The sequence below is a fragment of the Agrobacterium sp. genome, assembly GCF_059499945.1.
The window spans coordinates 128910-155165 of the sequence record NZ_JCABZP010000019.1 but is presented as its reverse complement, the minus strand read 5'-3'; the positions used below and the strand labels follow the sequence as shown (position 1 = coordinate 155165).

The window sequence follows — 26256 nt, the reverse complement described above, 5'->3', positions numbered from 1 at the left end:
CTCAATTGGGGTTACATCAAAGGCATGACCGTCAACGTATGCTTATCCAGATAAAGATCGCCAAAACGGTCGGACGATTTTTGTGCCGTCCGTTTCTGTTTGATTGAGCGGCACTTTGGGATGGACTGTCAGATGCCTCAAGTGAAGACAATTTCTCTTGAACCCGGATATTACAAACTCTCGTTTCAGAACACTGATCCCGAGGTCCAAGCGATTGAACTTATCGACGGGGATGATGTCGAACGGTGTTGCAGACTTGATTTGAGCCAAGGCCAATTACGTTACGCCTTGCATTTACAAAAACCTGTTTGTGCCGGAAAGGTTCGCTTTCTAGCTAATAGGCCCGGCCAACGGGAGACAAGTATCGACTTCATACCTGCCTCCCATACGTTCTTTTCAATACAAAAGACATTGGCTGCTATTCAGCGCCATAGGCTTCAAAATTTCGGTCCCGGAGAGAAGCTTCTTTGTCTTTCTGGCGATCAAGAAGTAGCGGAAGCTGCGGCATTCGCCAACGTGGAATATCGCGCTCTGCGTTTATATGGGCTTGATGATTTATCGAAAGAAAACAATGGCTGGGATTGGCTAGACGAGGGATGGCCCCTACTCGACCATTCTGAAAACGCTGTTTCGCATCCACCTGTGCGAGCCTGCGTCTATGTTCACCTGCACTACATAGAAACATGGCCCGAGATTAAGTCCGCCCTTCTTCAAAACGCTGTGGATATGGACGTCGTCATCAGCGTGACGGCGCAAGATTCTAATTTTCGGAACGATGTACTTACGACATTTCCCAACGCTCGGATCATCCATATGGAAAATCGCGGCCGGGATGTCGGCCCATTCATGGAGCTTTTGAAGCAGGGGATTTTTAAGAACTATGATGCCGTTTGCAAGATTCACGGCAAACTGTCCCGAAAAAATGGCAAAGAAACTATCTCTGGACATCGAATTCGTCGCTATACACTTGCCTGCCTTTTAGCAAATGGTGCTGGTACTCATGTACTTAAGTCCTTTTCCGAGAATCCCGAACTCGGCCTTCTCGGTCCAAGAAACTTGAGTTTGCCACTTAAGGGAAAACCTGTATCGCAATACATTAAGAATGAGTTGGGTCATATGAGAGAGGTATTTAAACGGGCGGATGTGACCTTCGATCCCCAGGACACGCAATTCTTTGTAGGAACGATGTTTTGGTTTCGTCCGGCGGCATTTAAGCTACTGGAGCGCGCCAATATAGGTCTCAAAGATTTCCAACCAGAAAACGGAGCCAAGAAAGGCACGCTCCAACATGGTTTGGAACGTACCTTTTCCGCCATCGCCAAACAAGCCGGCTACAAGGTCGCAGCGAAGCAGCCAACATCGCACGACGGGACAATATCGATGGTGGAGTTTATTTGAGAGTGCCAAAATTATCCGCGGCAGACGTAACTGTAATTTCGGTATGCTACAGAAGTGAAGACGTTATTCAGGAAATGATTGCGTCCGTTCCTGAGGCAACGTCTATCATACTCGTGGATAACGGCGGACATAGTCGGTTTCATGATTTCCCTGATAATCGCAATATACGTGTCATGAAACTTGATAAAAATGAGGGCTTTGGGCGCGGATGCAATGCCGGCGCAGAGGTGGCGACCACACCCTGGTTATTATTTCTCAATCCAGATGCAAGGTTAACCGATGGCGCTATCGATGCCTTGCTAATCGCGGCCGAACGCTATCCAGCAGCTTCTGCCTTCAATCCTCGGATTGCAAACAGTGACTCCACGCCTTATTTTAAAAGGCGCTCCTGGCTTCTGTCACGTCAGCAATATATGCCCCGGAGTTGGCCCCCTCAAGACAGGCCAATTTCTATATTGAGCGGAGCAGCGATTTTCGTTTCAAGCGCTATATTTCGCGATTCCGGAGGATTCGACCCAAACATATTCCTCTACCACGAGGATGATGATCTCTCGCTCAGACTCGCGAAAATTGGTCCGCTTATGTTTGTTCGAGATGCACTCATAGTGCATAGTAGCGGTCACTCGTCAGGTCGCTCACCCGAGATTGCCCGCTTCAAAGCTTATCATATGGCAAGATCAAGAATTTATACGGGAAAAAAGCACCATAGGCCTTTCCCGTTGTTGTCGACCCTCTGCCAAGCCGCATTTTTGTTTCTTTCACCTGCAATGCTTTTTTCAGCGCGGCGTCGCGCTAAAGCGCTGGGCTTCTTTCAAGGTATCGTCAGCACATGTCGTGAGGCGATATGAACATAATTGCGCTTCCCGTCGTTGCGAAGTGAAAAAATCGAAGACAAGATAGAGTGATCGTAGCGAGCCAAGAATCTTGATGTTTACAACACAAATTTCGATATCAACAATAAACAAGCACTATTTTGTGGTGAAAACACAAGATAAGGGCCTTTGCACTGTGGAAATTAACGCAGGCGGAAAACAAGAATCATACTTGCTGAATCTGCAAAAAAATAAATCATATTTCTTGATAAGAACCATACAGGGAAACAATACCCTGAAATTCACGTCTATCGCGCCTATTAACGTATTCGTTATTCCGAGAACCCGAAAACGTAGGCCGATCAGTATAAAGATAAGAGAGATACTCGATGACGTACGGCGCAAACAAGGCACCTACTGGCCAGAAATCCGAACCTCTACCGGGGTGCAGCTGCGTGAAATAACATTCGGTCGATTTATGACCCGAGCCGCCTCCAATATAGAGCGGCTCGCTTTTCATAACTTTCGACTGCCCAAAGGAGTTGATGGTTCTTTGCCCTTCCCCCCGGTGAAGGAGGGTTTCTTTTCCGTCGAGGTACTGAAAAACCTTCTGGATGAAGTTAATAATGACGACGGTGAACTCATCTTTCTGGCGAATGAGGAGAAATTTTCCGAAACCAGCCGACCCGCGATTCAGTATTTACTTGAGCAGCGTTTTGGTAAACGGCCCGCCCAACTAGGTCCTGCATGGAGCTTTATGCAGACAAATCCTGGAATTGGGCTTTTGACCTGGGACGTCGACAACGGTAGCCGAAGCGGAAAGAAAAACGAAAGAAAAACCAGACGGCTTGCGCAACTCATGAATCTCGATCTCGCGGAGATAGATAACCGCCCCTCTTTTCCAGCGGTATGTCTAGTGCGCAAATCCGCGCTTATTTGGATAAAAACGATGAATATCGAGTCTGCCGATGTCGATAGCGGCATCTATGACTCCGACGCATTGCTCAAGCTCATACCGGCAGTCGTTGAAAAAGCAGGGTTCGCAATAAGTCCCATGCCTTTGAATGCTGGCGAGCAGATTATTGGCCACCCCGTCGTGCAAGCTGAATGGGTGGAGCATCGCCCACTTGCAAATCCAGCGAACAGGAATTGCTGTCTATTCGTCGGACTACTCCGAGAGGATGGTCGGTTCGCGCCTCACGCGCTCGCTTATATGCGGGCACTTAAGGAGCAGGGATTTCACATTTATGGTCTTGGCGTGAGCCTTACGTCTCCGAAAGAGGGCAAAGACCCTGGGGAGGCTTTCTGTGATGGCTTCGCTGCGCGCGCGAATGACGGTCACGACTTCGCCCTCTGGGCAACAGCGCTACGGAAACGCCCCGAAATTTGGCAGGCGAAAACCCTACTTTTCGCCAACGACAGCATGATACCGAAAGAGCCGTCACTGAAACCGCTTTTCAACCAACTGTCTGCTTCCCCTTACGATGTTACTGGATTGACTGATAGCACCATAGGCAGACGCCACCTGCAGAGCTATTTTATCCACCTTAACCAAAGAGCTTTGAAGTCTCAAACAGTCCACAGGTTCTGGGATTCAGTTCTCGCATGGCAAGATAAAAGTCGCATTATCGCTTTGTATGAAATTGGGATGACGAGCAAATTAACCCATGCGGGACTAACATGTGGTCCTCTTTATGAAACCGACGGCAACCGTGGAAATTGGCATCACAACCCTTCTATCCACTGTTGGAGAGAGCTAATCAAAAGAGGATTTCCTTTTGTAAAAACCCAGATCATCAAAGATGCAACTGCTGACGGGAGCATACCGGAAGTCGTCGAGTTTCTCGTCAACGAGGGCTTCCAGCAAGATCTTATACCAAGTGTCAAAAATAGCCCGCGATAGAAAAATCGTCACGCTTTTTGAGCTAGTCTGGGTCTCGATGGCCAGCACGTCAATGCTGGCCATCGTTGTTACATTCAGACAAATAACAGGTCTGTAAACGAGTCGTGATGCTCTCCCACTTTCTCATACAGACCATCAAGCGCTTGGGCATTGAGAGGTAGAAAACGATTCTCAGTTTCGGAAAGAACAGCAAATTCCGAGTATATGCCCGAACACACTATATCGCGAAACACCTTGTAAGTTTCCAGTCTTTTCATGGCGTACGGCCAAAATTCTGCAACTAGCGGGGGCGATTTCGATAATATCTGCGTTGAACCACCAAGTATCAAACCTTCATAACCTTGGACGTCCATGAATATAAGCGTCGAGTTTTCATCAAAACTCTCTTTGAAATCGTCTAAAGGCCTTATTTCAACAGATTGCTTTTGCCGAGATGATTCGCCCATCGCATCATCCTCCAACAAGCGACCGGCTATTCTATAGTCACCGGTATTTCCGTGTGACATTGTCAATTCTACCGATCCGCGAAAATTACCGAGCGCCGTATTGTGACACTGAATACGCCCATCGACTCCATTCAAAATGGTGTTAACTCGAAGCAGCTTGAAAAGTTGGTTTTCCGGCTCAAACGCCACGGCTTTTTTAACGAAATTACGTGTGAGAGCCGGAATGCATATTGATCCAATATTGGCACCAATGTCCCACAGGACATCGCAATTCCTGCCTTTCGCGTCGCGAAGAAGCGAAAACGCGTCCACGAACTTCGAAAAATCGCTTTCGCCTTGCATGAAGAGAGGATAACCGACAGCCATGTCGCCAGTGACCACAACATAGGTTTCTTTCCCTTGGGCGATCATAAATTTCTGGTCTTCGAAATAGAAGAAGCCAGCTTTCGTCGCTTCATTCGATTGTCTTTTTTCAAATAACGCCCTCAGATTAAAGCGATCTGCTTTATCCTCTTCAGTCAACATTCCGACCTCCATCGAGAAATTCAATATGCCCTGAACAAAGTCACGGACATTGCCCAAAACGAAAAATTTAAAAAAGCGGCAGATTCCCTAGTGGTTGGCCAGCTTTGTAAATGCCACCCTCACACGCCGGAGACAAGTTGTGCTGACGAGGTTTCTATTCCTCGAGCATCGAAAAGCCTTGGGCACAACCAAATTTGTATCCCCATCCCTCAACGCCCGTTAAAAAAACTATTGCGTGGCGTGTGAAGATTTGTAACGGTCCCGACCGAAGTATCGAATTTGAAGGGATGTGACGGAAACATGCAAAGGCAATTTAATGACCTCCTAGGGGAGGTCAAGGGTCTTGATAATTTGGTATCGGAACTGGGAAATACCGAGACAATCGCGGCAATCCAGAGTAAATTGGAAGAAATTCGAGTTACGATTTCTGAGTTCGTAGAAGAAACGAACATCCAAAGCGGCAGCGATGTCGATAAGATAAAATCTGAACTAGAATATCATGCTTTTTCAGTTCGCCAGCTAATCCTACAGCGAAAGAGACTCTTTAAGATATTTGAGATTGCGAGCCAATCGTTGCATCGGACAGATGCAAGTCATGTTGCAGACGTCTTATCTTCTGTCGAGAGCACTGACACACAATTTTATCAGGACATTTTCTGTCTCCTTCTTAGTGGTGGGAAAAGGAATGGCTACTTTGTCGAGTTCGGAGCCTGTGATGGACTCGCTATAAACAATACAATATTGCTCGAGCGGCGTTTCGGGTGGAAGGGTATTCTTGCGGAGCCTGCGACAACATGGCATGAGGCTTTGTTTAAAAATCGCACAGCAATCATCGACACCCGTTGTGTATGGAGTAAAAGTAACGAGGTTCTGAAGTTTACAGAAACTGAAGACGCTCTAGAGTCATCGGTAATTGTAGAACAAGGCGAGCAGCAAAGCCGCGTGTCGTATAGTGTCAATACGATTTCACTGGAGGACTTGCTTTTAGAGCACAAAGCTCCATCGGTAATAGACTATTTGTCTATGGATGTGGAAGGCTCCGAGGCAGTCATACTCGAAAACTTTCCCTTCGCAAAATACCGCTTTGAATTCGTCAGCCTTGAGCATCGAGCAGAGTCAGAAGAAGCCCACTTGGTGCAGTTGATGGCCCAAAACGGTTATCGCCAAGTACTCCGTGAGTTTTCCGGTGGCGATGGCTTTTACGTCCCCGAAGACAAAGCCGCCAAGTTAAATCTGAATTAACGAAACGCAGATGACCTCGCCGGGCCAGAAATGATACCGGCGAGGTCGTTTTAGCTACTGATTTTGCCGTGCGTCCAAGCGCCGCTCATATGCGAGTTTCAACGCATTATCATCCTGATAGTCCATAAAAACCAAGGCTGTTCGTTCTAGGATCTTAGGATTCATGGCTTCTCCAAGTCGCCGAACCGGAACAATCCTAAAGATGTTTTCGAGATCCGTGAATTCCAGGCCGTTAAACGTCGAAGAGCCCGTCTGTTTTACCGTATGACGCAAAATCCGCCGTCGCACTGGCGGACATTCATCCACTGCTTCTCCGACAAATGCAGCAGCGTAATTCGAAGCAAACGGGAAGCCGGTACTATATTCTACCAGCATCGCATAGAGATCTCCCGGGCACCGACGGGTCGCTTCAACGATAGCTATTCTCGAATTGCCGCAAATATATTGGACGTGGAGCAGTCCATCGCACAAATCCAGATGGCGAGCGAGTTTTTCGACTGATTTCTGAAGTTCCAGCCGTTCGGGAGCGTCGATTTCATCTGCCAAGTAGCTAGTGTCAACGGCAAAAGGATCGTAGCGGGACCCCTCTCGGACTGAAAAAGCTACGCGCACCCTCCCCGACTTCAAAAAGGCACTGTAACTGCGCAACTCGCCTTCCACGAATTCTTCGCAGATGATGTTACCGACCGGACTGTGTTTACGTGCGTTTTCAATCGCTACCGCACTCGCCGTAACATCATTTGCGGCAAAAACACTAACACCTCTGCCGCTAAAGCTGTCCACAGGCTTGCAGATGATTTTCCCAGATGACGGTAACGATGTCGGCGAAAAAACGCGAGGCGCCGGCAAGTCAAGCTCCTCACATGTTTTCCGGAATAATTGCTTATTGTTCAGCGTCTGATCGGTTTCGTGTGATAATTTATAAAAATTATGAAAATTCAATCGCACGAACGTGTCCATGGATACGTCAGTGCATCCGGGAATAACGGCATCAAAAAGCCTCTCCGACAAAACAGATGCAACAAAATTCGCATCCCCGTAGTTGCCTTCAATCCAACGTTCCCGCGCCGCCAGCACGAGTGGATCATACGCCCTGTTTCCCATGGTCCAAACGTCCATTCCCTTGGCCACAAGCCAACTATGGATCGGAACCGCCGCAAATGCGGTATCAAGCAACAGAACCTTTTTAGTCACGTTTATCTCCGGCCTGAGTGTCATACACATAACGAATGGATGACATATGTTTATTGACAGGCAGCTAATGCCACAAATATATCAAACGCGGAAGAACCAGCAGTGGTTGATACTGAGGAAATGAACTGGTATCTCACGGTTGAATTTTATATTGACGGCGCAAACTTTCATGTAGAGGGTGGTATAACTTGAAGTTTCGGTTGGTTAAGCAGCTATCTAAGCGCTTTCGAATGTCAAGAGATGCGAATTTTATTCGGCACGCTTTTGATACAAGTTACTATCTCAATACGAATCGCGATTTGCGTAATGAAAATATTGACCCGGTACTGCACTATATAAAGCGCGGCTGGAAGGAAGGGCGGGATCCGACCCCGGATTTTAGTACCAATGGTTACCTCATGCAAAATCCTGACGTCTTACAGTCAGGCATTAACCCTTTCGTACACTATTTAAAGTATGGAAGACATGAAGGACGAGTACTTAGGGCATCGTCCGGTGTTCCTGATCTACCTTTCTCAGGAGACCCGTTCGTCGCTCGTGCTGCTCACTATGTACAGGACCAGAACTTCCCGTTAGAGGCGGAGAGGGCGGAGAATATTCTCGTTATACTCGTTCCCGAGCACAACGAGATGAGTGGAGGAATATATTCCTTCTTCTCGATCGCAAAATCTGCTTATAATCTCCGGCATAAGCATGACTATTTTATACTGGTTATGACCAGACCAAATCCTATGGATTTGACGTACAATAGGCAGCGTAATTTTCGCAATAGCGAAGATGTTTTCCGTTTTAACCAAATCGTACGCTGCAAGGCCGCTAAGACAATCTATCTGCAGATTCCTGAATATGCATCCGTTGATTTCGTCAAGAACCTCGGGCAGGAGCAGCTATCCTATTTGAAATCAAGAGAAAAGTTCTTTGTAAATATACTCAATCAAAAAACTGATATAATGCCCGAAAAAGAGGAATTCGAAGACCTTCGCGCGATATCGACGGAAATTACGCAATCTGTTGCCCATCACGCATATTTCGGCCAGCAGTTTGCCGAACGTTATAATTTGCCGACACTTCTTCTTCCGGCCTATACGGACCTCAGCAACTATGAGCCCATAGAGTATGAGGACAAAGAAAAACTAATCATATATTCCCCGGACGACGCCCCATATAAAAGCGCCGTGCTGGAGAAGCTCCAACAGGAGCTCCCTGACTACACGCTACGGGAGATTCGCGGAATCACCTTCGATCGATTTATGGACCTCGCGACACGTTGCAGGTTTTCGATAACTTTTGGAGAAGGATTTGACGGGTACCTCGCTCAACCCATCCATCAAGGCGGCGTCGGCTTCGCGGTTTATAATGATGAATTTTTCCCAACGAAGGAACTTTTACAGTTCGACAATATTTTCACTTCGTCCGATGAAATGATAAACGGGATAAGCGAGCGCATACGCGCTTTGGAAAGCGACCGTCAGTTTTATCAGAAAACGAATATGCGCATGATCGAACTTTATGACCAACTGTATTCGCGAGCGGATTACATTCGCAGAATAGAAATGCTGATTAATAGAGATTTTGAATTGCGACCGCTATCGGCCTTTACAGAAGCCGCGTCCATCAGGCTCTGAGCATCATCTCTAGGACTAACATAGGAATTTTGGGGAATAATATTGAGCGCAGGAAAACCGAACAAAATCCTCCTGTCTGGCCCTGGTTTGATCGGGAAGCGGCACGTGGAACTCTTGGAACAATCGAAAAACAGCGATCTTGTTGCGATTGTTGCGCCGAACCACGATCATAACGCTGTATTTTGCAGCGAACATGGCGTTCCAATGTTCAACAGCATTGAAGAAGCCCTCGATGCCATGGAAATCGATGGAGCCATCATTGCTTCTCCGAATGCCGTTCACACCGAACAAGCCCTTTGCTGCATCGAGCGAGGCATTCCGGTCTTCGTTGAAAAACCTCTGGCAGTAACTCTTCAGGAAGGTACGCTGATTTGCGCGGCTGCGAAACGACACAATGTCCCGGTGCTGGTGGGTCACCACAGGACCTATAGCAGCTACCTTTCTGCCGCTAAGGAGTTCATAGATTCCGACTCATTTGGTGATCTTGTTGCCGTGCGAGGTTCTGCACTTTTCAGGAAACCCGAGCACTATTTCGATGAAGGACCCTGGCGCTCCCTGCCTGGGGGAGGACCAATCCTCATTAATCTCATTCATGATATCGGTATTTTGCGATATCTTTGCGGAGAAATCGAATCGGTTTCAGCCTATGCCAGCAACCAGCGCCGAAAGTTCGCGGTTGAAGACACCGTCGCAGTTACTATTATTTTTGAGAACGGCGCTGTGGGAACGTTTATATTATCCGATATCGCCGCAAGTAACAGAAGCTGGGAGATGACGAGCGGCGAGAATAAAGCATATCCTCGCTTTGATGACGCAGACTGTTACCATTTCGCGGGAACACGCGGGTCGCTGGATTTCCCGACAATGCGGGCTCGCTATTATAACGAGGGCGATATTCCCTCATGGTGGAAGCCGTTCGACACAGAAGTGTTGGACACACCTAGTGTGGATCCCTTGGCCGAGCAGCTAGCACATTTTGAAGATGTGATCGCGGGCAAGTCCAGGCCTCTCGTATCCGCTGAAGATGGCCTGGCGAATATGCGCGTCCTGGAAGCAGTTGTACTTGCAAGCAAAACGGGCTCCGTGGTGAATGTCAAAAGCGTGCCATTGGATACCAAGAGTTGATTTAGATAAGATTCGCATGCCAAACGAGCGCGAAATTTTAATACGCAGGACTGAAGTCATGAATTCGATCTCTTCCATCGACCAAAAGAGCGTCGCGGAGCCCCTCTTCGTCAGCAAGCCGCTGCTGCCTGACCTCAATCAGGTCAATGAATATATGGCCCGAATTTGGGCCTCCGGACATGTCACAAATCATGGTCCTTTGAGCCTGCAACTTGAAGACCGGCTGGCACAGTTCCTCGAAGCACCAACCGCGATGCTCTTCAATAATGGGACGTCCGGTATATTGGTTGCCCTCAAACACTTTAATTTACCGGCGGGCAGTGAAGTTATCACGACCCCCATGACTTTTGCTGCTACGGCTCATTCAATCGTATGGAATAACTTGCGACCTGTATTTGCAGATATCAGGGAGTCCGACCTCACGATTGACCCCGCGGCTGTGGAAGCGGCAGTCACGCCGAACACATCCGCGATTCTCGCCGTGCATTCCTATGGCTGCATCTGCGATCATGATGCTTTGCAGACTATCGCGAAAAAGCACAATCTTAAATTGATCTATGATGCTGCGCATGCATTCGGATCACGCCTTGACGGACGTTCGGTCGCGACCTTGGGCGACGCCTCGATTTTCTCGTTCCATGCCACGAAGCTCTATAACACGATTGAAGGCGGCCTCGTAACTACCCCGGACCCGTCGGATCGGGAAAGCATCTATTTGCTGCGGAACTTCGGCATAAAAAATGAAGAAGAGGTCGTCTCCATAGGCCTCAACGGAAAAATAAATGAAATGCAGGCTGCAATCGGCCTGCTCAATCTCGAAATCTTTGAGCGCGAAAGAACAGCGCGATCCACTCTTAGAAGGAAGTATAAAGAGATTTTGTCCGGTTTGGATGGCGTCCTGGTTCAGGACGTTGGCCAAAATGCAACCCAGTCGGAACAATATTTCCTGGTCAGGATAGCCGCTGAAAAGTTCGGTCGTCATAGGGATGATATTAAGAAAGAGTTGGACTCTTATAAGATACATTGCCGCAAATACTTCTATCCCCTTTGCACTGATTACGTGCCCTATCGCGATAGCTCAATCGTTACGACAAGGCATGTACCTTACGCAGAGACCGCCAAGCAGCAAGTGCTTTGCTTGCCTTTCCACTCTTCAGTAAGCGATAGTCATCTCCGAATAATGGAAGACGTTTTCCGCCGGTGATTTTGGCTTCAAGGAATGGATTTGGGCAATCACGCATTGATAAGGCTGGGGTCGAGTAAGGTGTTGCCGTAACTCAAGGCATTTGGATGATCCGGCATCTATCGAGATGTTTTCACCCATGGACTGCCAAGATTAGGAAGGGCGAACGATCTATTTGCGCAACTGCTCTGATCCCCAAACAATTCGACTACTGGGGATCAGAATACAAATAGTAACTTGAACGCTGTAACAGTTTAAACTGCGAATATCACCGACTCATCACCATGGGTCGTGCTATGTCCAAAAAATATGCGGTAATCGTCTCGGATACCTTTTAGCAGTCTCGGAACCTCATAAAAATCAGACAGCCCGTGATAAACACAAATTGCCATTTTGGGCTTGAATTTCTCGATCGTGGCAGTTGCCCCCTTTAGGGCCTCCATCTCGGCACCTTCAATGTCCATTTTTATGAGATTTACCCGAGGCAAACCACTATTGGCGACGAAGTCATCCAATTTTATAGATTGCACTTTTTCAGCGCCCTCAATTTCTCCAAGATGTACCTGAGTGGCGGGACCTCTTCCCGTAATCGACATAGTTAAATCCGATTGCGAGTAGACAGGACGCTCAATCAGGCAACCCGATTAACGAGATTAACATTCTCGTGCACATTTGAGCGATATACGGCCGTATTCTCCGGCATGAATTCAAAGCTGTAGACGCGCCCCTCCGGCCCAACATCATGAGCAAAATTTAATGTTGTTCCGCCATAGCAAGCGCCACAATCCAGAACGTAGTCTCCTCGTTCCGCCGTAAAAACCCTGTGAGATCCCCGATAGGAATACTGCGGGTAAACAAATTCATTAAAAATACCGAACGCCTCACTGAAAACGTTCAGATCCTTTCCGATCGTGCGAAGATGGAAACGTCTCATCCCCTTCTGCCTGACATGATCAGGGACGTCGAGGTCAGAGGCAAGATTTTCGAGCTCCTCCACTGCTTTAGCAAATTCCGGATTATCCAGCGGGAGCTTCACGTAGTTCCAGCCAATAGCCCTATATGCGACGACAGATATAAGCAGGTCCCGGGAATCTCTGTCATCTAGCGTTTCATAGAGCCATTCCCACTTATCGATCTCTGGCTCAATCATGCCAAGTGGATATTTTTTTAAAGCCTGAGTGTTGGCTGTAACGTCGCTATTGTGCCTGTAAGGTTCCGGGGCCATGCCAGCAGCTTTTCGAGGGTCCTGATCCCCCCTTGGATTCGCCAATGCATCCTCGACAAATTTCGTGAAGTCATGAATGAACGTGCTACGTCCAGCATTCCTAGCGAAATTATGAAAAATTCGTTTCGTACACCCGATGAGGATTGCGCATTCCATTTAGTCCCCCAAAAAATATGCCTTATTGGTACATTAGGAAAACCCTTCCCGACAACCGCATATTGCTTTGAAGCAAAAAACAATTTGCGGCCGCAGATTTTTCCATCGCCATAAGGCGCACGTCTCCGGCCAACTTCCCGAAGGTTTTCCAACACCTCCAAGCAAAATATTGACAGCCTGTCCCCAGCACACTATTTGCTAGCCGCAACGAGACAGAACGCTATGCGAATGAGCTCAAGATCAAAGCCTGTGTGGTTACGCAATAAGAGGTATGTATATTAACTAGCGAGCGAGGGTAGCGAAAATCGCACCTCTTGATGGCTGTATATGCATTGTCGGGCTATCGCAGCGTCGACCCTAAATAAGGATTTTTCCGTGATCGGATCGTTTTTGTCGCCGAACGACAAGAAGTTGTTGACGCGACTATTTAGAGAGAATTTTAAGAAACATGTTGGCTGGTATTCTGTCGCTATCGCCGCAATGCTCGTGGTCGCGCTAACGACATCGCTCAGCGCCTGGATCATGCGCGACATCGTCAACAGCGTCTATCTGAAACGCGGATTCGACGTTGTGCTGGAGATCGCGTTTGCCGTAGCGATGATTTTCATCGTCAAAGGCTTCGCCACTTTTTTTCAGAGCTTCTATTTGAGTAAAGCAGGCAACAGCATTGTTGCCGAGCAGCAACGCAAAATATACGATCGTCTATTGCAGCAAGGCGTGTCTTTTTTTCAGAACATGCCTTCTTCTGAGTTGCTCGTGCGCGTAACCTATAATGCGCAAGCAGCCCGCAGCGTTATAGACACGATCGTCACTTCGTTTGTACGCGATCTGTTTTCTCTTTTAGGGCTGATCATTGTCATGTTCGCCCAGAATTTCCTTTTGAGTGCGATCTCCATGATTATAGGTCCGATCGCCATTTTCAGTGTCCGTTTGGTGTTGCGGCGGGTACGAAAGATCATGGAAGCCGAGCTGGCTTCTATCGGCGAAATCGTCAATGTCGTGCAGGAAACGAGCATCGGCGTTCGAGTCATAAAGGCGTTTTCACTCGAAAAACTGATGCGCCAACGTATGAACAAGGCCGTTTCGGATGTGGAACACCGATCGAACGGGATTGCCAAGCTCGAAGCCGCGACAAGCCCGATCATGGAAACCCTGTCCGGCCTCGCAATTGCAGTGGTGATTGCTGTTTCTGGTTACACTGTCCTGGAAAAGGGTGGCTCTCCTGGCGACCTGATGGCTTTTATCACAGCGCTGCTTCTGGCCTATGAGCCCGCAAAACGTTTGGCGCGCATGCGTGTACAAATCGAGAGCGGCATGATTGGCGTGCGCATGATGTTCGAGGTTCTGGACGCTCCGCTGACGCTCGCGGAGAAAAAGGACGCCGTTGTCCTCCAGAAGGCAAGTGGCGATGTTGAACTCAAGAATGTCAGCTTCGAATATCTTTCCGGCCAGCCGGTTTTAAAGGACGTCAGCGTTCTCTTCGAAGGTGGCCAAATGACCGCGTTGGTGGGACCTTCCGGCAGCGGCAAATCCACCATCATCAACCTCATGATGCGCCTTTACGATCCGCAGAACGGATCCGTGGAAATCAACGGAATGGACTTGCGCGACGTTTCCTTCGCCAGCCTGCGCGAACATGTCTCCTACGTCGGTCAGGAAACCTTTCTGTTTTCCGGTACAATCAAACACAACATCGCGGTAGGGCGAGACAATGCCACCGAGGAGGAGATCACCGCCGCTGCGAAAGCCGCAAATGCGCATGATTTCATTATGAAGATGCCTGAGGGTTACGACACAAGGCTGGGCGAGAACGGATCTGGCCTGTCTGGAGGACAGCGACAGCGTGTGGCCATCGCCCGTGCAATGCTTCGGGACGCGGATATTCTGATTCTCGATGAGGCAACGAGTGCTCTTGATTCAGAATCTGAGGCACTGGTGCGTGATGCGCTGGAACGTTTGACGCTCAACAAAACCTCGATCGTCATTGCCCACCGCCTTTCTACGATCAACCGGGCTGACAAAATCGTCGTCATGGACAATGGCGAAGTTGTCGAACAGGGCAGTCGCCGCGAATTGCTCGCGAATGATGGCCTCTACAAGCGCCTTCACAGCATTCAGTTCGACGCGGACGTCGCCTGATCGCCGAGCGATATTGGCAGGCCCATGCCGTTTTTCGGATGGCCTTGGCAGACAGCGCCAAATCATGACAGCATCTGCCGTTTGAAACATCCGGGACCCTAGACGCAATGACGGCAATCGAAAAACTGGCCGAAAGTTTCACCACAGCGAGCCGCGAAGGTACAAAAATCACTCTGGCGGCGTTGCAGGCGGAGGGCCTCATTCCCGGTGGCCTTGAAGAGGCTATGGCGGTCCAGCGGGCTTTTGCTGAAAAATGGGCGGAACCGGTCGCCGGCTGGAAACTGGCGATCCGCCCGGATGGCGAGGCCATCGGGGCGCCCATGTTCGATTGCGTTCGGGTCGATGAAACCAATCTCGCTTCTTTTCCTGAAGATGGCACCGAAGGCGTCGAGGTCGAAATCTGCTTTACGCTTTCCGCCGATATCCCCGCTGCGGCGGCGGGGCCGCTGACCAGAGACGACCTGATAGGATATATCGACAAGGTCCACCTTGGTGCTGAACTTCTCCGCTACAGGCTGGTGGAGAAAAATCAGGTGCCGTTTCCGCTTTTTCTCGCGGATCGCCTCGCCAACCACGGCTTCGTCATCGGCCCGGAAGTGGATAAAGACATCGTGGATGTCTTTGCCGGAAATGGTGAGAACCTGCCGCAGCTTACCGTTACCGAGGGGTCGGCGCAGCTTTTCGACGCCACGGTAAAACATCCGAATGCTGATCCGCTCGCCCCGCTTGTCGCCTTTGCCAATGCGGCATTCAACAAGGGCGACATGCTCAAGGCCGGCAATGTCGTGACGACGGGCAGTCTCTGCGGTGCGATACCAAGCACACTTGCCGGCGAGACGCAGATCACGCTGAAATCGGTTGGTGCTTTCACGCTATCCGGTCCGAAACCATAGGCCCCGCTCATTCGGGACGCCCTTTTTTTGGCCCCCCGCCGTCTTCATCCGGGTCGCGCTTTCCAATGCCTCCGGAAGGTCACTTCACCCGCCCGTATTCGCCCAGGAAATCGAGCAGCGCCCGGATGCGTGAGGGAAGCGGCCCGCGCTGGCCGACATAGACGGCATGAAACATCTCCGTCTCACCCGTATCGAGATGATCGAGCACGGGGATCAGTCGGCCGGCGGCGATATCCTCCCTCACGGTGAAAGCGGCAAGACGCACCAGCCCGACGCCGGCAAGCGCCAGACGGCGAAGGCCTTCACCATCGCTCACCTGCACACGTCCCGTCGCCGGGATGAGGACGGTCTTTCCGTCGTCCCGCAATGGCCACCCGTCGACTGACCGGGCATATCCAAACCCAAGGCGATTGTGATCTTCCAGATCGGCGATTGTTTGCGGCACACCGCAGCGCTCCAGATAGTCAGGGGCGGCGGTGATGATCATCCTTGTCTCGCCGAGTTTGCGGGCAACGAGGCTTGAGCTTTTGAGCGGCCCGGCACGCACCGCGACATCCATGCGCTCTGCAAGGAGGTCGACCACCTGATCGGTCTGGACGATATCGAGCGTGATGCCCGGATGCAGCGACAGAAAGCGTGGCAGGATGGGCGCAAGAATATGCGTTGCATAAGAAGCGCTGGTGTTGATCCGCACGCGGCCGACAGGCTGTTCACCCAAGCCGGCGGCGCGTTCGGCCTCTTCGAGATCGGCGAGGATGCGGGTGGCCCTCTCGTAAAAAGCGCAGCCCTCCGGCGTGATCTGAAGCTGCCGGGTGGAGCGGATGAGCAGGCGCGCGCCCAGGCGGCCTTCCAGCCGTGCGATCAGCTTGCTCACCGCTGAAGGCGTCATGTTCGCCGCCGCGGCCGCACGGGAAAAACCTCCGAGTTCAACGACCCGCACGAAGATTTCCATCTCCCCTGCCCGGTTAATCTCAAGTCGCGCCATGATGACTTCATCTCACAAGTGATAATATTTTCGGCATTCTATTTCATGCAAGAACCATCGTCTATCTTCAGACAGCGATTGAAACACATCACAATCTTCGTCTGCCAGATCACGACGGGATGGACAGGCATGGCGCCATCAGGCCCCCGGCCCAGAACCATGCCGAAGCAACAAAGGAACGCCCCATGGAATATCGCTATCTCGGCAAATCCGGCCTGAAAGTGCCGGTTTTGAGTTTCGGCACCGGAACCTTCGGCGGCTCCGGCCCGCTCTTCAGCAACTGGGGCAATTCCGATGCTGCGGAAGCCCGGCGTCTGATCGACATCTGTCTCGAAGCTGGCGTCAACCTGTTTGATACGGCCGATGTCTATTCCAATGGGGCATCGGAGGAGGTGCTCGGCCAGGCAATCAAAGGCAGGCGCGACAGCGTTCTGATTTCAACCAAGACCAGCCTGCCGATGGGCGACGGGCCGAACGAGGCCGGATCGTCGCGCTTCCGGCTGCTGCGCGCGGTGGATGATGCCCTGCGCCGTCTCCAGACAGACTATATCGACATCCTTCAGCTCCACGCCTTCGATGCCTTCACACCGGTTGAGGAAGTATTGTCGACGCTCGATACGCTCGTCCGGTCCGGCAAGGTGCGATATACCGGCGTCTCGAATTTTTCAGGCTGGCAGATCATGAAATCGCTCGCCGTCGCGGACCGATATGGCTGGCCGCGTTATGTGGTCAACCAGGTCTATTATTCCCTTGTTGGCCGCGATTACGAATGGGATCTGATGCCGCTCGGCGCGGATCAGGGCCTTGGCGCGATGGTCTGGAGCCCGCTAGGCTGGGGGCGGTTGACCGGAAAAATCCGCCGCGGCACGCCGCTGCCCGAAGGTAGCCGCCTGCACGAGACCGCCAGCTTCGGCCCGCCGGTGGATGATGACCACCTCTACCGCGTGATCGATGCGCTCGATGCTATCGCGGAAGAAACCGGCAGGACCGTACCGCAGATCGCGCTCAACTGGCTGCTCAGGCGTCCCACCGTTTCCACGGTCATTATCGGCGCGCGCAATGAGGAACAGCTTCGCCAGAACCTCGATGCCGTGGGATGGGAACTGACGCCCGCGCAGGTGGCGCAGCTGGACGCGGCCAGTGAGACAACGGCGCCCTACCCGCATTTCCCGTATCAGCGGCAGGCGGGTTTTGCGCAGCTCAATCCGCCGATCGCATAACGCCAAGCCCTCACATTGTGGGGTGGCGACGGACCCACCGTTGAGGTGGTGAATTCCCGTATTTCCGAAGCGCACCGAGACAGAACCAAAAAAGGGCCGCCAGCAGGATAACGTTCATCGCACAATCTCTTGCAAGACTTGCGATGTGGATGCCGCTGGCGGCTTTATCGGTGAAGCGCCGAGCTTCACGAGAGGTCGCCACATGGCCAAACCCGAGCGGCCCTACAGAACTTGTTTCCCCCATTTGATGTTTCGCATCAAACAGACACCCAGGGTACGGCTATGAAAAGCGGTAATGCAATCGAACGCAGCCTTTCTCGATCGCCGTGGCGCTGATCAGATCCGGGCTTGCACGATACCCGGTGAGCGGAAAAAGAGGCTGACCCGAGCCGAGTATCTCCGGGATAACGTAAATCTCGATCTCATCCAGCGCACCGCGCTCCATGAAGGCCATCTGCAACCGGCCGCCGCCCAGCATCCAGACATCGCCGTCATCGAGAGCGCGCAATTCCTCGATCAGCGAATCCACATCGGCGCGGATCTCCAGCGGTCCTTTCGGCCTTTCGATCGGCCGCGACGTGACGACGATGACACGTTGCCCTTCATAGGCCCAGGGTGACGGCTCGCTGGCGATGAAATCATACGTCGCCCGCCCCATGACCACCGTTCTTATCCCCTTCAGGAACAGCCGATAATCATGCTCGCCAAGGTCCATATCGTCATATTTGTAGAGCCAGTCGAGCGAACCGTCTCCCGAAACGATCAACCCATCCAGACTGGCAGCGATATATCCACGAATGATCGCCATCTCATTCTCCTTGATTTATAAATGAATATACGTTTATATATGCAGCATGCCAAGACACAAGCTGATTTCCGACGATCAGGCGCTGGACGCCCTGCTGCCGCTGATGTTGCAAACCGGGCCAGACGGCTTGACCTTCGCCGCAGCCGCAAAGGCTTGCGGTCTCTCCGCCGCAACTCTGGTGCAGCGGTATGGCAAGCGTGAAGACCTTGTCGAAGTAGTGCTTCTGCGGGCTTGGGACGGGCTTCAGGCCTTAACGGAAGCGGCCGACGCAAAGGAACCCGTGACACCGCAAGGCGCCATATCCCTGCTCATGGGGCTGACATCCACCGAATCCGCTGAACAGAATGCGAGTGACGGATTGCTGCTGTTGCGGGAAGATACTCGCAATCCAGTCCTGCGAGAAAGAGGTGCGCTTTGGGGTCAAACGCTTGCCCATGCACTCGGCCGCCGTGTTACGGAGAATGGGAAAAACGCCGAACGGCTTGGCTGGCAGATGGCCTCCATCTGGCAAGGGGCTCACACATGGTGGGCATTCACCCGTGCCGAAGACGCTGGTCTGGCGATCCGCAAAGCACTGGAGGAATGGGTTGCGATGGTGGAACGAGCCGAGCGTTTATCAAAATAACGACGTGCCGGTTTTGCGCAGTGCAGACCGGCGAAACATAGCGCCCCCTGCTCTTCCGGAACCGCTGTACCGAACCCGAAACGCGCCTTCTTCTGGCTTACCGTCGGCGTCGCATGGCGTGTAAAAAACCCCTTGACCTCAACCATGGTTGAAGTTCTAGAAGTGGTGTCACCTTGTTTTCGCAAGGCTCTTTTCATGCTTTTGAGCGAACAGTTGACAAAGGACACCCCATGGCTTTCCAGCTTCCCGACCTCCCTTACGCCCATGATGCGCTCGCCCCCTCGGGCATGTCCGAGGAGACGCTGAAGTTCCATCATGATCTTCATCACAAGGCCTATGTCGATAATCTCAACAAGGCGATATCAGGCACCGAATGGGAGAAGAGGAGCCTCGAAGAGATCGTCCGGGGCGCCTATGAGAAGGGCGCGGTGGCGCAATCCGGCATCTTCAACAATGCTTCCCAGCACTGGAACCACAATCTCTTCTGGGAAATCATGGGGCCGGAAAACCACGCGATCCCGAATGTGCTGGAAGAGGCCTTGACGCAGTCCTTCGGCTCGGTGGCGCTGTTCAAACAGAATTTCGCGCTCGCCGGCGCTTCCCAGTTCGGCTCAGGCTGGGCGTGGCTGGTGGTGGACACCGATGGTTCGCTGAAGATCACCCGCACCGAAAACGGGGTCAATCCGCTGTGCTTCGGGCAGAAGGCGCTTCTCGGCTGCGATGTCTGGGAACACAGCTATTATATCGATTTCCGCAACAAGCGCCCCGCTTACCTCGAAAACTTCCTCGACAAGCTGGTGAACTGGCAGGCGGTTGCCGCCCGCCTTTGATTTGAGCCCCACCGATCCGGCCAGTCCCGCTGCCCTGTGCGGCTGGCCGGATCAGGCGCAGCCGGACAGCCGCCGTCCGGCTGCAACTCCCTTCGAGCGTCTCAATGCCCTATGTCGTCACCGAAAACTGCATCGCCTGCAAATACATGGACTGCGTGGAAGTCTGTCCGGTCGAGTGTTTCTACGAAGGCGAGAACATGCTCGTCATTCATCCCGATCAGTGCATCGACTGCGGTATCTGCGAGGGGGAGTGTCCCGCCGCCGCGATCCGGCCGGATACCGAAGCGGGACTGCATGCCTGGCTCGACCTCAATCGCCACTATTCCGGCATGTGGCCGCGCGTGCATGAGAAAAGGTCACCGCCTGACAATGCCGACATCATGAATGGCGCTGCGGCAAAACTATCCATTTTTTCGAAAAATCCGGGAGCGGGCGGTTAGCCCGGCACACCATGTCTCATAATTTCAGGCTGATCGCCGGCGGCGTCGTCAATCACGCCCATATTCCGCTGAAAGCCTGCGCGTCTTCGATGATCTCCCCGCGTGAATTCAAGGATTCGATGGCCGGCCTTGCCTTCACCGTGGCCGTAGCCACGGCCGCCCATGCCGGCGAGCGGATCGGGCGAACAATCACCTCCTTCATGCCGCTCTGCGCGGAACCGCCGCTACTGATGATCTCCATCGACGCCAGCAGCCGCATGGTCGATCTCATCGCCGCGAGCAGGCGATTTTCCGTTGCGGCACTGGCCAGAGGACAGGAGGAGATTGCCGATGCCTTTGCGGGAAAGGCAAATCACCCGGACCGGTTCAGCATCGGAGACTGGGATACATGGCCATCAGGAAGCCCGAGGCTTGCCGATGCGCTGTTATCCATGGATTGCGAACTTGTCGGTTCCATCGACGCCGCAGACCACATCCTGTTTGTGGGCGGTATCATCGAGGCCGTCAAAAATCCGCTGAGCAAAGCCCTGCTGTGGAGCGAACGCGCCTATACCGGCACGGATCAAGGCTCCCCCACCATTCCGTCTCGATAATCGGAAAAGGCTCTCACCGCCATGACCGGCAACCGCTAGAGGAAATCCGCCTGCTTTCGGCGCCCGTCGCCGTTGGCGCGGGCAAAGCCGCCCGGCGCGACACCCGTTCTCCTGCGGAAAGCGGTGCTGAATGCGCTGACGGATTCATAACCGATCTCCTCCGCGATATGATCGAGGGACTTTATCCCGCGCATCAACGCGTCTCTGGCAAGCGCCATTCGCCAGCGGGCCAGATATTCGATCGGCGCGCAGCCGAGCATTTCATTAAAACGCGCTGCGAAGGCCGAGCGCGACATGCCGGCGATCCCGGCCAGTTCGGCCACGGTCCAGTTCGCGCGGATATTGGCGTGCATGGCGGACAATACGCGGGCAAGCCCGGGTAAACGCATCCCCTTCACCAGTCCCGCCGGAATTGCCTCGCTGCCCGCGTTCGGCCGACGCAGCACTTCAACCAGCAGAACCTCCAGCATGCGCCGGATGATCAGCTCCTTGCCCGCATCCTCGCGCGCGCATTCTTCCGACAGCAATTCGATCAGGCGCGCCAGCCGGGATGCTCCGCCCGCGCCCGCCGGTACATGGATCAGGTCGGGCATCAGCGACAGCAGAAGCGCGGCATTGACCCGCTCGAACATGAAGCTTCCGCCTAGCGCGACAAAATCAGGCTCCCCTTCCTGTTCACCATGCCGCACCGCCCGGCCCTGCGGCTCGACCGGAATAGAGTCGACGTCGGGATCGCTGCAAAGCGAGAAGGCGGGCGTGGAGGGTAAAAGCAGGAAATCACCCTTCGTCAACCGCAGGGGCTCCCGGCCATCGATCATGACCCATGCCGCACCGGCAAGAACGACGGCAAAACCCGGCGCGCCATAGGCGCGATAACGCACACCCCAACGGCCCCGGCCGGAGATTGGCTTTGAAACGGCGGCGCTCGGCCGCAAGAGATCGATGATATCGCTAAGAGGATCCACTGTCTGGACGATCAATAATGAATTACGGCGTCGAGAGCATACATCATCCAGAACACATCGTCTATGTCAGGTCATATAGAATAATGGAGACTTATGATGACCAAGACGATCCTCATCACCGGCACCTCATCCGGCTATGGCAAGGCGACCGCCGAATTTTTCCTCTCGCGTGGCTGGAATGTCGTTGCGACCATGCGGCGTCCGGATCCCGATCGCTTCGGCGGCAATAATGACCGGTTGCGCGTCCTGCCGCTGGATGTGACGGACGGGCAAAGCATCGCGGCCCTGAACGATGCGGCAGGTCCGGTCGATGTGCTGGTGAACAATGCCGGCATCGGCATGGTCGGCGCTTTCGAAGCAACGCCAATGTCGGCAATCCGCACGATCTTCGACACCAACAGCTTTGGTGTGATGGCAATGACGCAGGCGATCATTCCCCAGATGCGAAAGCGCCGGTCCGGCGCGATCATCAACGTCACATCCAGCGCCACGCTCGCGTCCTTTCCGCTCGCCGCCGCCTACACCGCCAGCAAGCAGGCAATCGAAGGTTTCTCCGGTTCGCTTGCCCATGAGCTCGGTCATTTCAACATCCGGGTGAAGCTGGTGGAACCGGGCTATGCACCCACCACCCGTTTCACGACAAATGCCATCCTTCCACTGGAAGAACTGCTGCCGGACGATTACATGGACTTCGCAGGCCCAATTCTCGAAGGCTTCGCCAAACCGGCCATGACGACCAGCGAACAGGACGTCGCCGAAGCGATCTGGAGCGCCGTTCATGATGTGTCCGGCCAGCTCCGTTTTCCCGCTGGCCCTGACGCAATTGCGCTGGCTCAGGCGGGGTGACGTCCGATAGCGACTTCACCGTGTGGCTATAGCGTCGAACAAGCGAAGGACGTGCTTCGTCGCTTGTTCGACGGTAGCGACGGCGCCTTCAAGGCGCTCGTTCATCGTGCCCATGCTTGCCGGCATCCATCTTCAGCCAGCTGGCGAAAGCTTCGACCTCATCCGTCTGGATCGCACCGACGCCGGCCTCGGCGAGTGCGCCCCACACCGCCTCCGGTTCTTTGAGCGCCCGCGTATCGTTGAAATCGAGGCAATGGGCGACATCCAGCGTGTTGATCCACAACCGGATATTCTGACGCTCCATCTCGGCACGGCCTTCGGCCAGATCGGCAATATCGGTGAATTTCACCTCGATCATCGGCGCCTTCAATGCCTCGATGCGGCGCAGATCCTCGGCAAACCTGCCCTTTCTCACCGGAAACATCGGCATATGCGGGATCTTGCCGAACCAGTCCGTATCGAGCACCTCGAAACGGCTGGCCTCAGGATCGATATCGGTCTTCACCAGCACCTGGTCTTCAACACCGAGCCGCAGCACGGTTTCCATGACTTGCGGCAGATCGCGGGTGAATTTGATGTCGATATTGACGGTGATCTTGCCCCGTGCCTCTTCCAGCAGTTCTTCCAGTGTCGGCACACATTCATGGGTCACGTCAGCCGCATCGCCACCCGCGCCGGCCTTCAGCCTTGCTGCGCGAACCACCTCGAAAGGCAGCGCGCTCACGGTCCCCTTGCCCGTCGTGGTGCGGTCGAGCGTTTCATCATGAATGACGACCAGCCTGCCATCGGCCGTCACCTGCGTGTCGATCTCGATCATCTCGACACTCGCCGCAACCGCGGCCCGGACGGAGGCAAGTGAGTTTTCTGCCGTAGCAGTCCAGAAACCACGGTGGGCGATGGTCAGGATGGCCGGATTGTCGCGCGAGCAGAGTGCAAGCACATTGCAGGGATTGGAGGTATTTCGGGAGGTAGCGAGAGTTCGGTGCATGGGTCGACTTTCAGGTCTCATGGTCGGCTGATTTTGTCGCCTTCAATTAATACACATAAAGCGTAATATTTATGACAAGGGCTGGGAATAATGTCCCTGTGTACCAAAGCCCCGTGTTGCCGCCGCCCCGCACAGCCGTTATCCAAGGCCATGACAACAGATCAGACGCCGCGCCAGAGTTTCGACCGCCAGCCGCTTGCCAGCGAGAATGAGCGTCTTATTCTCGATATCGTCCGTCGCCACGGCCCCATTGCCCGTGCATCGATCACCGGCCACACCAACCTCACGCAGCAATCCGTGCACCGGTTGATCGAAGGCCTGCTGGAGCGCGAACTTCTGCAAACCGGCGCGCCGCTCAAGGGCACGCGCGGCCAGCCGAGCCCCACCATCGAGCTGATGCCGGAGGCGGCCTATTCGCTCGGCATTTCCATCAACACCGACTCCGTGGTCATCTGCATCGCCGATTTTCGCTGCGACGTGATTGTCGAGGAAAAACTTGACATGCTTCCGGAGGACCGGGAGGAGACGCTCGCCGCCTTGTCGCTGGCCCTGGAGCGGTTGCTGGCGGAACGCGGCATCCCGCGCGAGCGTCTGCTTGGCCTCGGTTTTTCTATGTCCGGCTTCTTCGTGTCGGAAGACCGCGCCTTTAATGCGCCGGAACCTCTGCGCGACTGGTCGCTGATGGACCTGAAGCCGATCCTTGAGAAACGGTTCCGCCTGCCGGTCTGGCTGGAAAACAACGCCACCACTGGCGCGATCGGCGAAAGCCTGCGCGGCGTCGGCTCCTGGTGCCAGACCTTCGCCTATCTGTCCTTCAATTACGGTTTCGGCGGCGGACTGATCCTTCGCGGCCAGCCTTTTCACGGCTTTCACGGCAATGCCGGCGAATTCAGCGGCATATACAGCCCGGACGAAGCGCCCAAACGTCCCGCCCTGCAATATCTGATCACCACCCTGCAGAAAAACGGCGTCGACATCCATTCGATCGAGGCGCTTTACCAGCAGTTCGACCCCGCATGGCCGGGCGTCGAGGAATGGCTGACCGAAACCATGCCGCAGGTGGACCGTCTGGTGGCGAGCCTGATCTCGGTTCTTGATCCGCAGGCCATCGTCTTCGGCGGGCAATTGCCGCACGTGCTGGGCCAGATGATGATCGAACGCACGCACATGCCCTCGGAGCGCGAACATCGTTACGGCGTCGGCCCGAAGGAGGCCAAACTGGTTCTTAGCGAAACGGTCGGCGATCCCTCTGCAATCGGCGCCGCGCTGCTGCCGCTCAGGGTCCGCTATTTCCTGTAGGCTGGCCCAAGCGGCCTGATGTAATCCCGCAACAATCATCACGGAAACGTGAGGCCAATTTGGCCCCCGGGTTTTTACGGGCTGGCAGCAAACGCCCGATGGCAGTAAACATGATCATAATAATCATGTTTCTTGCGATATGAGGCGGCGCGTATATTCGCAGCCGCATCATGCGACAAGCCAATACGTCACCGGGTCGATTGATGAGTAAAGCCCTGTTACAGGTTCTCGATGCCGAGGAGGAAAGCCGCCTGATGCGGTTCTTCCGCCGGCGATTGCAGAACCGGGAAGATGCCGCCGATGCCATGCAGGAAACCCTGCTGCGGGCGCTGGAAGTCTCGCATGCCACGCTGATCGACAATCCGCAGGCCTATCTCTTCCAGATCGCCCGGTCCGTCGCCCGCCTGACGGCCATTCGCCAGTCGCGCGAGCGGCCGTTATTCGCCCCTTACGAAGCGGGTTTTGCCGTTGCCTGCGAAGAGCCGGGGCAGGAACGGATCGTCGCCGGACGGCAGCACCTGATTTTGATGGCACGGGCCATCGAGGCCCTGCCGAGACGCTGCCAGCAGGTCTTCGTGCTCAGCCGCCTGCATGGCCATTCCAATGGCGAGATCGCCACCCGGCTCGGCATTTCCCGCAACATGGTGGAAAAACACATTATCAAGGCGCTGCTGCACTGCCGTCAGGTCCGCGTGCAAATAAAAATGTAAACCTGCATCAGGTGTTCGCATCCTTTTTCACTCTATAAGGGAAAAGGAATACACATCAGCACGCAACAAACGGCAGATCAG

Annotated in this window: 25 protein-coding genes; 17 read left to right on the top strand and 8 right to left on the bottom strand. The window is 53.4% G+C overall.

Features of this window, described 5'->3' with window-relative positions:
* The first annotated feature begins 132 nt into the window (after positions 1 to 132).
* The 3 genes from AC5I5B_RS22235 (at position 133) to AC5I5B_RS22225 (ending at position 4113) form a co-directional block, all read left to right on the top strand.
* Positions 133 to 1398 carry a rhamnan synthesis F family protein gene (locus AC5I5B_RS22235; RefSeq protein ID WP_174054815.1) on the top strand — a complete coding sequence of 422 codons (1266 nt, stop codon included), beginning with the start codon at positions 133 to 135 and terminating at the stop codon, positions 1396 to 1398.
* Positions 1399 to 1400: 2 nt separating this feature from the next.
* The gene (locus AC5I5B_RS22230; protein ID WP_112295714.1) at positions 1401 to 2246 is read left to right on the top strand and encodes a glycosyltransferase; all 846 of its coding nucleotides are present in this window, start codon (positions 1401 to 1403) and stop codon (positions 2244 to 2246) included.
* A 79-nt stretch (positions 2247 to 2325) separates the two neighbouring features.
* Positions 2326 to 4113, top strand: a complete 1788-nt coding sequence (locus AC5I5B_RS22225) for a rhamnan synthesis F family protein (RefSeq protein ID WP_112295713.1) — start codon at positions 2326 to 2328, stop codon at positions 4111 to 4113.
* A 74-nt stretch (positions 4114 to 4187) separates the two neighbouring features.
* On the opposite strand, the gene AC5I5B_RS22220 is transcribed toward AC5I5B_RS22225, so the two are convergent.
* Positions 4188 to 5084, bottom strand: a complete 897-nt coding sequence (locus AC5I5B_RS22220) for an FkbM family methyltransferase (RefSeq protein WP_174054814.1) — start codon at positions 5082 to 5084, stop codon at positions 4188 to 4190.
* A 300-nt stretch (positions 5085 to 5384) separates the two neighbouring features.
* On the opposite strand from AC5I5B_RS22220, the gene AC5I5B_RS22215 reads away from it, so the two are divergent.
* Positions 5385 to 6326, top strand: a complete 942-nt coding sequence (locus AC5I5B_RS22215; protein WP_174054813.1) for an FkbM family methyltransferase — start codon at positions 5385 to 5387, stop codon at positions 6324 to 6326.
* A gap of 54 nt (positions 6327 to 6380) precedes the next feature.
* Here AC5I5B_RS22215 and AC5I5B_RS22210 read toward each other — a convergent pair whose 3' ends face one another.
* Positions 6381 to 7520, bottom strand: a complete 1140-nt coding sequence (locus tag AC5I5B_RS22210; protein WP_174054812.1) for an ATP-grasp domain-containing protein — start codon at positions 7518 to 7520, stop codon at positions 6381 to 6383.
* Positions 7521 to 7750: 230 nt separating this feature from the next.
* Here AC5I5B_RS22210 and AC5I5B_RS22205 point away from each other — a divergent pair, with 230 nt between their 5' ends.
* The 3 genes from AC5I5B_RS22205 to AC5I5B_RS22195 are packed head-to-tail and all read left to right on the top strand — an operon-like array spanning position 7751 to position 11474.
* A complete protein-coding gene (locus AC5I5B_RS22205) occupies positions 7751 to 9145 on the top strand; it encodes a hypothetical protein (protein WP_223564909.1) in 1395 nt (464 codons plus the stop codon).
* Positions 9146 to 9187: 42 nt separating this feature from the next.
* Complete coding sequence (locus tag AC5I5B_RS22200; protein WP_060727263.1) at positions 9188 to 10270, top strand: Gfo/Idh/MocA family protein; 1083 nt, start codon at positions 9188 to 9190, stop codon at positions 10268 to 10270.
* Positions 10271 to 10328: 58 nt separating this feature from the next.
* Positions 10329 to 11474, top strand: coding sequence for a DegT/DnrJ/EryC1/StrS family aminotransferase (locus tag AC5I5B_RS22195; RefSeq protein WP_174054811.1), 1146 nt, complete (start codon positions 10329 to 10331; stop codon positions 11472 to 11474).
* 233 nt (positions 11475 to 11707) lie between these two features.
* On the opposite strand, the gene AC5I5B_RS22190 is transcribed toward AC5I5B_RS22195, so the two are convergent.
* Both AC5I5B_RS22190 and AC5I5B_RS22185 read right to left on the bottom strand, forming a co-directional pair.
* Entirely contained in the window at positions 11708 to 12049 is a 342-nt protein-coding gene (locus AC5I5B_RS22190) for an FkbM family methyltransferase (RefSeq protein ID WP_174054810.1), read from the bottom strand.
* A gap of 35 nt (positions 12050 to 12084) precedes the next feature.
* The gene (locus AC5I5B_RS22185) at positions 12085 to 12834 is read right to left on the bottom strand and encodes a class I SAM-dependent methyltransferase (protein WP_174054809.1); all 750 of its coding nucleotides are present in this window, start codon (positions 12832 to 12834) and stop codon (positions 12085 to 12087) included.
* Between the two features lie 375 nt (positions 12835 to 13209).
* On the opposite strand from AC5I5B_RS22185, the gene AC5I5B_RS22180 reads away from it, so the two are divergent.
* Both AC5I5B_RS22180 and AC5I5B_RS22175 read left to right on the top strand, forming a co-directional pair.
* A complete protein-coding gene (locus tag AC5I5B_RS22180; protein ID WP_060727266.1) occupies positions 13210 to 14973 on the top strand; it encodes an ABC transporter ATP-binding protein in 1764 nt (587 codons plus the stop codon).
* A gap of 107 nt (positions 14974 to 15080) precedes the next feature.
* Positions 15081 to 15866: a hypothetical protein gene (locus AC5I5B_RS22175; RefSeq protein ID WP_003505558.1), complete on the top strand. Its 786-nt coding sequence runs from the start codon at positions 15081 to 15083 to the stop codon at positions 15864 to 15866.
* A 79-nt stretch (positions 15867 to 15945) separates the two neighbouring features.
* Here AC5I5B_RS22175 and AC5I5B_RS22170 read toward each other — a convergent pair whose 3' ends face one another.
* On the bottom strand, positions 15946 to 16851 hold the full coding sequence (locus tag AC5I5B_RS22170; protein ID WP_060727268.1) for a LysR family transcriptional regulator: 906 nt from the start codon (positions 16849 to 16851) through the stop codon (positions 15946 to 15948).
* 185 nt (positions 16852 to 17036) lie between these two features.
* Here AC5I5B_RS22170 and AC5I5B_RS22165 point away from each other — a divergent pair, with 185 nt between their 5' ends.
* Positions 17037 to 18071, top strand: coding sequence for an aldo/keto reductase (locus tag AC5I5B_RS22165; RefSeq protein WP_003505556.1), 1035 nt, complete (start codon positions 17037 to 17039; stop codon positions 18069 to 18071).
* 280 nt (positions 18072 to 18351) lie between these two features.
* On the opposite strand, the gene AC5I5B_RS22160 is transcribed toward AC5I5B_RS22165, so the two are convergent.
* Positions 18352 to 18879: a dihydrofolate reductase family protein gene (locus AC5I5B_RS22160; protein WP_060727269.1), complete on the bottom strand. Its 528-nt coding sequence runs from the start codon at positions 18877 to 18879 to the stop codon at positions 18352 to 18354.
* A gap of 46 nt (positions 18880 to 18925) precedes the next feature.
* On the opposite strand from AC5I5B_RS22160, the gene AC5I5B_RS22155 reads away from it, so the two are divergent.
* The 4 genes from AC5I5B_RS22155 (at position 18926) to AC5I5B_RS22140 (ending at position 21367) form a co-directional block, all read left to right on the top strand.
* On the top strand, positions 18926 to 19504 hold the full coding sequence (locus tag AC5I5B_RS22155; protein WP_174054808.1) for a TetR/AcrR family transcriptional regulator: 579 nt from the start codon (positions 18926 to 18928) through the stop codon (positions 19502 to 19504).
* Positions 19505 to 19734: 230 nt separating this feature from the next.
* Positions 19735 to 20334: a superoxide dismutase gene (locus AC5I5B_RS22150; RefSeq protein ID WP_174054807.1), complete on the top strand. Its 600-nt coding sequence runs from the start codon at positions 19735 to 19737 to the stop codon at positions 20332 to 20334.
* Positions 20335 to 20438: 104 nt separating this feature from the next.
* Positions 20439 to 20774, top strand: a complete 336-nt coding sequence (fdxA, locus tag AC5I5B_RS22145; RefSeq protein ID WP_174054806.1) for a ferredoxin FdxA — start codon at positions 20439 to 20441, stop codon at positions 20772 to 20774.
* 11 nt (positions 20775 to 20785) lie between these two features.
* Complete coding sequence (locus tag AC5I5B_RS22140) at positions 20786 to 21367, top strand: flavin reductase family protein (protein WP_174054805.1); 582 nt, start codon at positions 20786 to 20788, stop codon at positions 21365 to 21367.
* A 35-nt stretch (positions 21368 to 21402) separates the two neighbouring features.
* Here the strand turns inward: AC5I5B_RS22140 and AC5I5B_RS22135 are convergent, their stop codons facing one another.
* The gene (locus AC5I5B_RS22135; RefSeq protein WP_174054847.1) at positions 21403 to 22332 is read right to left on the bottom strand and encodes a cupin domain-containing protein; all 930 of its coding nucleotides are present in this window, start codon (positions 22330 to 22332) and stop codon (positions 21403 to 21405) included.
* Between the two features lie 96 nt (positions 22333 to 22428).
* On the opposite strand from AC5I5B_RS22135, the gene AC5I5B_RS22130 reads away from it, so the two are divergent.
* Entirely contained in the window at positions 22429 to 23178 is a 750-nt protein-coding gene (locus tag AC5I5B_RS22130; RefSeq protein WP_174054804.1) for an SDR family oxidoreductase, read from the top strand.
* An 88-nt stretch (positions 23179 to 23266) separates the two neighbouring features.
* Here AC5I5B_RS22130 and AC5I5B_RS22125 read toward each other — a convergent pair whose 3' ends face one another.
* Positions 23267 to 24166 (bottom strand): glycerophosphodiester phosphodiesterase family protein, encoded by a 900-nt coding sequence (locus tag AC5I5B_RS22125; protein WP_174054803.1) that lies wholly within the window; start codon positions 24164 to 24166, stop codon positions 23267 to 23269.
* 150 nt (positions 24167 to 24316) lie between these two features.
* Here AC5I5B_RS22125 and AC5I5B_RS22120 point away from each other — a divergent pair, with 150 nt between their 5' ends.
* Entirely contained in the window at positions 24317 to 25465 is a 1149-nt protein-coding gene (locus AC5I5B_RS22120; RefSeq protein ID WP_174054802.1) for an ROK family protein, read from the top strand.
* Between the two features lie 203 nt (positions 25466 to 25668).
* The gene (locus AC5I5B_RS22115) at positions 25669 to 26175 is read left to right on the top strand and encodes a sigma-70 family RNA polymerase sigma factor (protein ID WP_060727276.1); all 507 of its coding nucleotides are present in this window, start codon (positions 25669 to 25671) and stop codon (positions 26173 to 26175) included.
* The last annotated feature ends 81 nt before the right edge of the window (positions 26176 to 26256 follow it).

Coding starts and splice junctions, on each gene's coding strand:
- AC5I5B_RS22190 (WP_174054810.1), bottom strand. CDS start 12,049: ATGTCGATTACGGGAAGAGGTCCCGCCACTCAGGTACATCTTGGAGAA.
- AC5I5B_RS22185 (WP_174054809.1), bottom strand. CDS start 12,834: ATGGAATGCGCAATCCTCATCGGGTGTACGAAACGAATTTTTCATAAT.
- AC5I5B_RS22115 (WP_060727276.1), top strand. CDS start 25,669: ATGAGTAAAGCCCTGTTACAGGTTCTCGATGCCGAGGAGGAAAGCCGC.
- fdxA (WP_174054806.1), top strand. CDS start 20,439: ATGCCCTATGTCGTCACCGAAAACTGCATCGCCTGCAAATACATGGAC.
- AC5I5B_RS22170 (WP_060727268.1), bottom strand. CDS start 16,851: ATGGCGCGACTTGAGATTAACCGGGCAGGGGAGATGGAAATCTTCGTG.
- AC5I5B_RS22130 (WP_174054804.1), top strand. CDS start 22,429: ATGACCAAGACGATCCTCATCACCGGCACCTCATCCGGCTATGGCAAG.
- AC5I5B_RS22205 (WP_223564909.1), top strand. CDS start 7,751: ATGTCAAGAGATGCGAATTTTATTCGGCACGCTTTTGATACAAGTTAC.
- AC5I5B_RS22155 (WP_174054808.1), top strand. CDS start 18,926: ATGCCAAGACACAAGCTGATTTCCGACGATCAGGCGCTGGACGCCCTG.
- AC5I5B_RS22125 (WP_174054803.1), bottom strand. CDS start 24,166: ATGCACCGAACTCTCGCTACCTCCCGAAATACCTCCAATCCCTGCAAT.
- AC5I5B_RS22160 (WP_060727269.1), bottom strand. CDS start 18,879: ATGGCGATCATTCGTGGATATATCGCTGCCAGTCTGGATGGGTTGATC.
- AC5I5B_RS22175 (WP_003505558.1), top strand. CDS start 15,081: ATGACGGCAATCGAAAAACTGGCCGAAAGTTTCACCACAGCGAGCCGC.
- AC5I5B_RS22120 (WP_174054802.1), top strand. CDS start 24,317: ATGACAACAGATCAGACGCCGCGCCAGAGTTTCGACCGCCAGCCGCTT.
- AC5I5B_RS22220 (WP_174054814.1), bottom strand. CDS start 5,084: ATGTTGACTGAAGAGGATAAAGCAGATCGCTTTAATCTGAGGGCGTTA.
- AC5I5B_RS22195 (WP_174054811.1), top strand. CDS start 10,329: ATGAATTCGATCTCTTCCATCGACCAAAAGAGCGTCGCGGAGCCCCTC.
- AC5I5B_RS22140 (WP_174054805.1), top strand. CDS start 20,786: ATGTCTCATAATTTCAGGCTGATCGCCGGCGGCGTCGTCAATCACGCC.
- AC5I5B_RS22150 (WP_174054807.1), top strand. CDS start 19,735: ATGGCTTTCCAGCTTCCCGACCTCCCTTACGCCCATGATGCGCTCGCC.
- AC5I5B_RS22225 (WP_112295713.1), top strand. CDS start 2,326: ATGTTTACAACACAAATTTCGATATCAACAATAAACAAGCACTATTTT.
- AC5I5B_RS22235 (WP_174054815.1), top strand. CDS start 133: ATGCCTCAAGTGAAGACAATTTCTCTTGAACCCGGATATTACAAACTC.
- AC5I5B_RS22215 (WP_174054813.1), top strand. CDS start 5,385: ATGCAAAGGCAATTTAATGACCTCCTAGGGGAGGTCAAGGGTCTTGAT.
- AC5I5B_RS22165 (WP_003505556.1), top strand. CDS start 17,037: ATGGAATATCGCTATCTCGGCAAATCCGGCCTGAAAGTGCCGGTTTTG.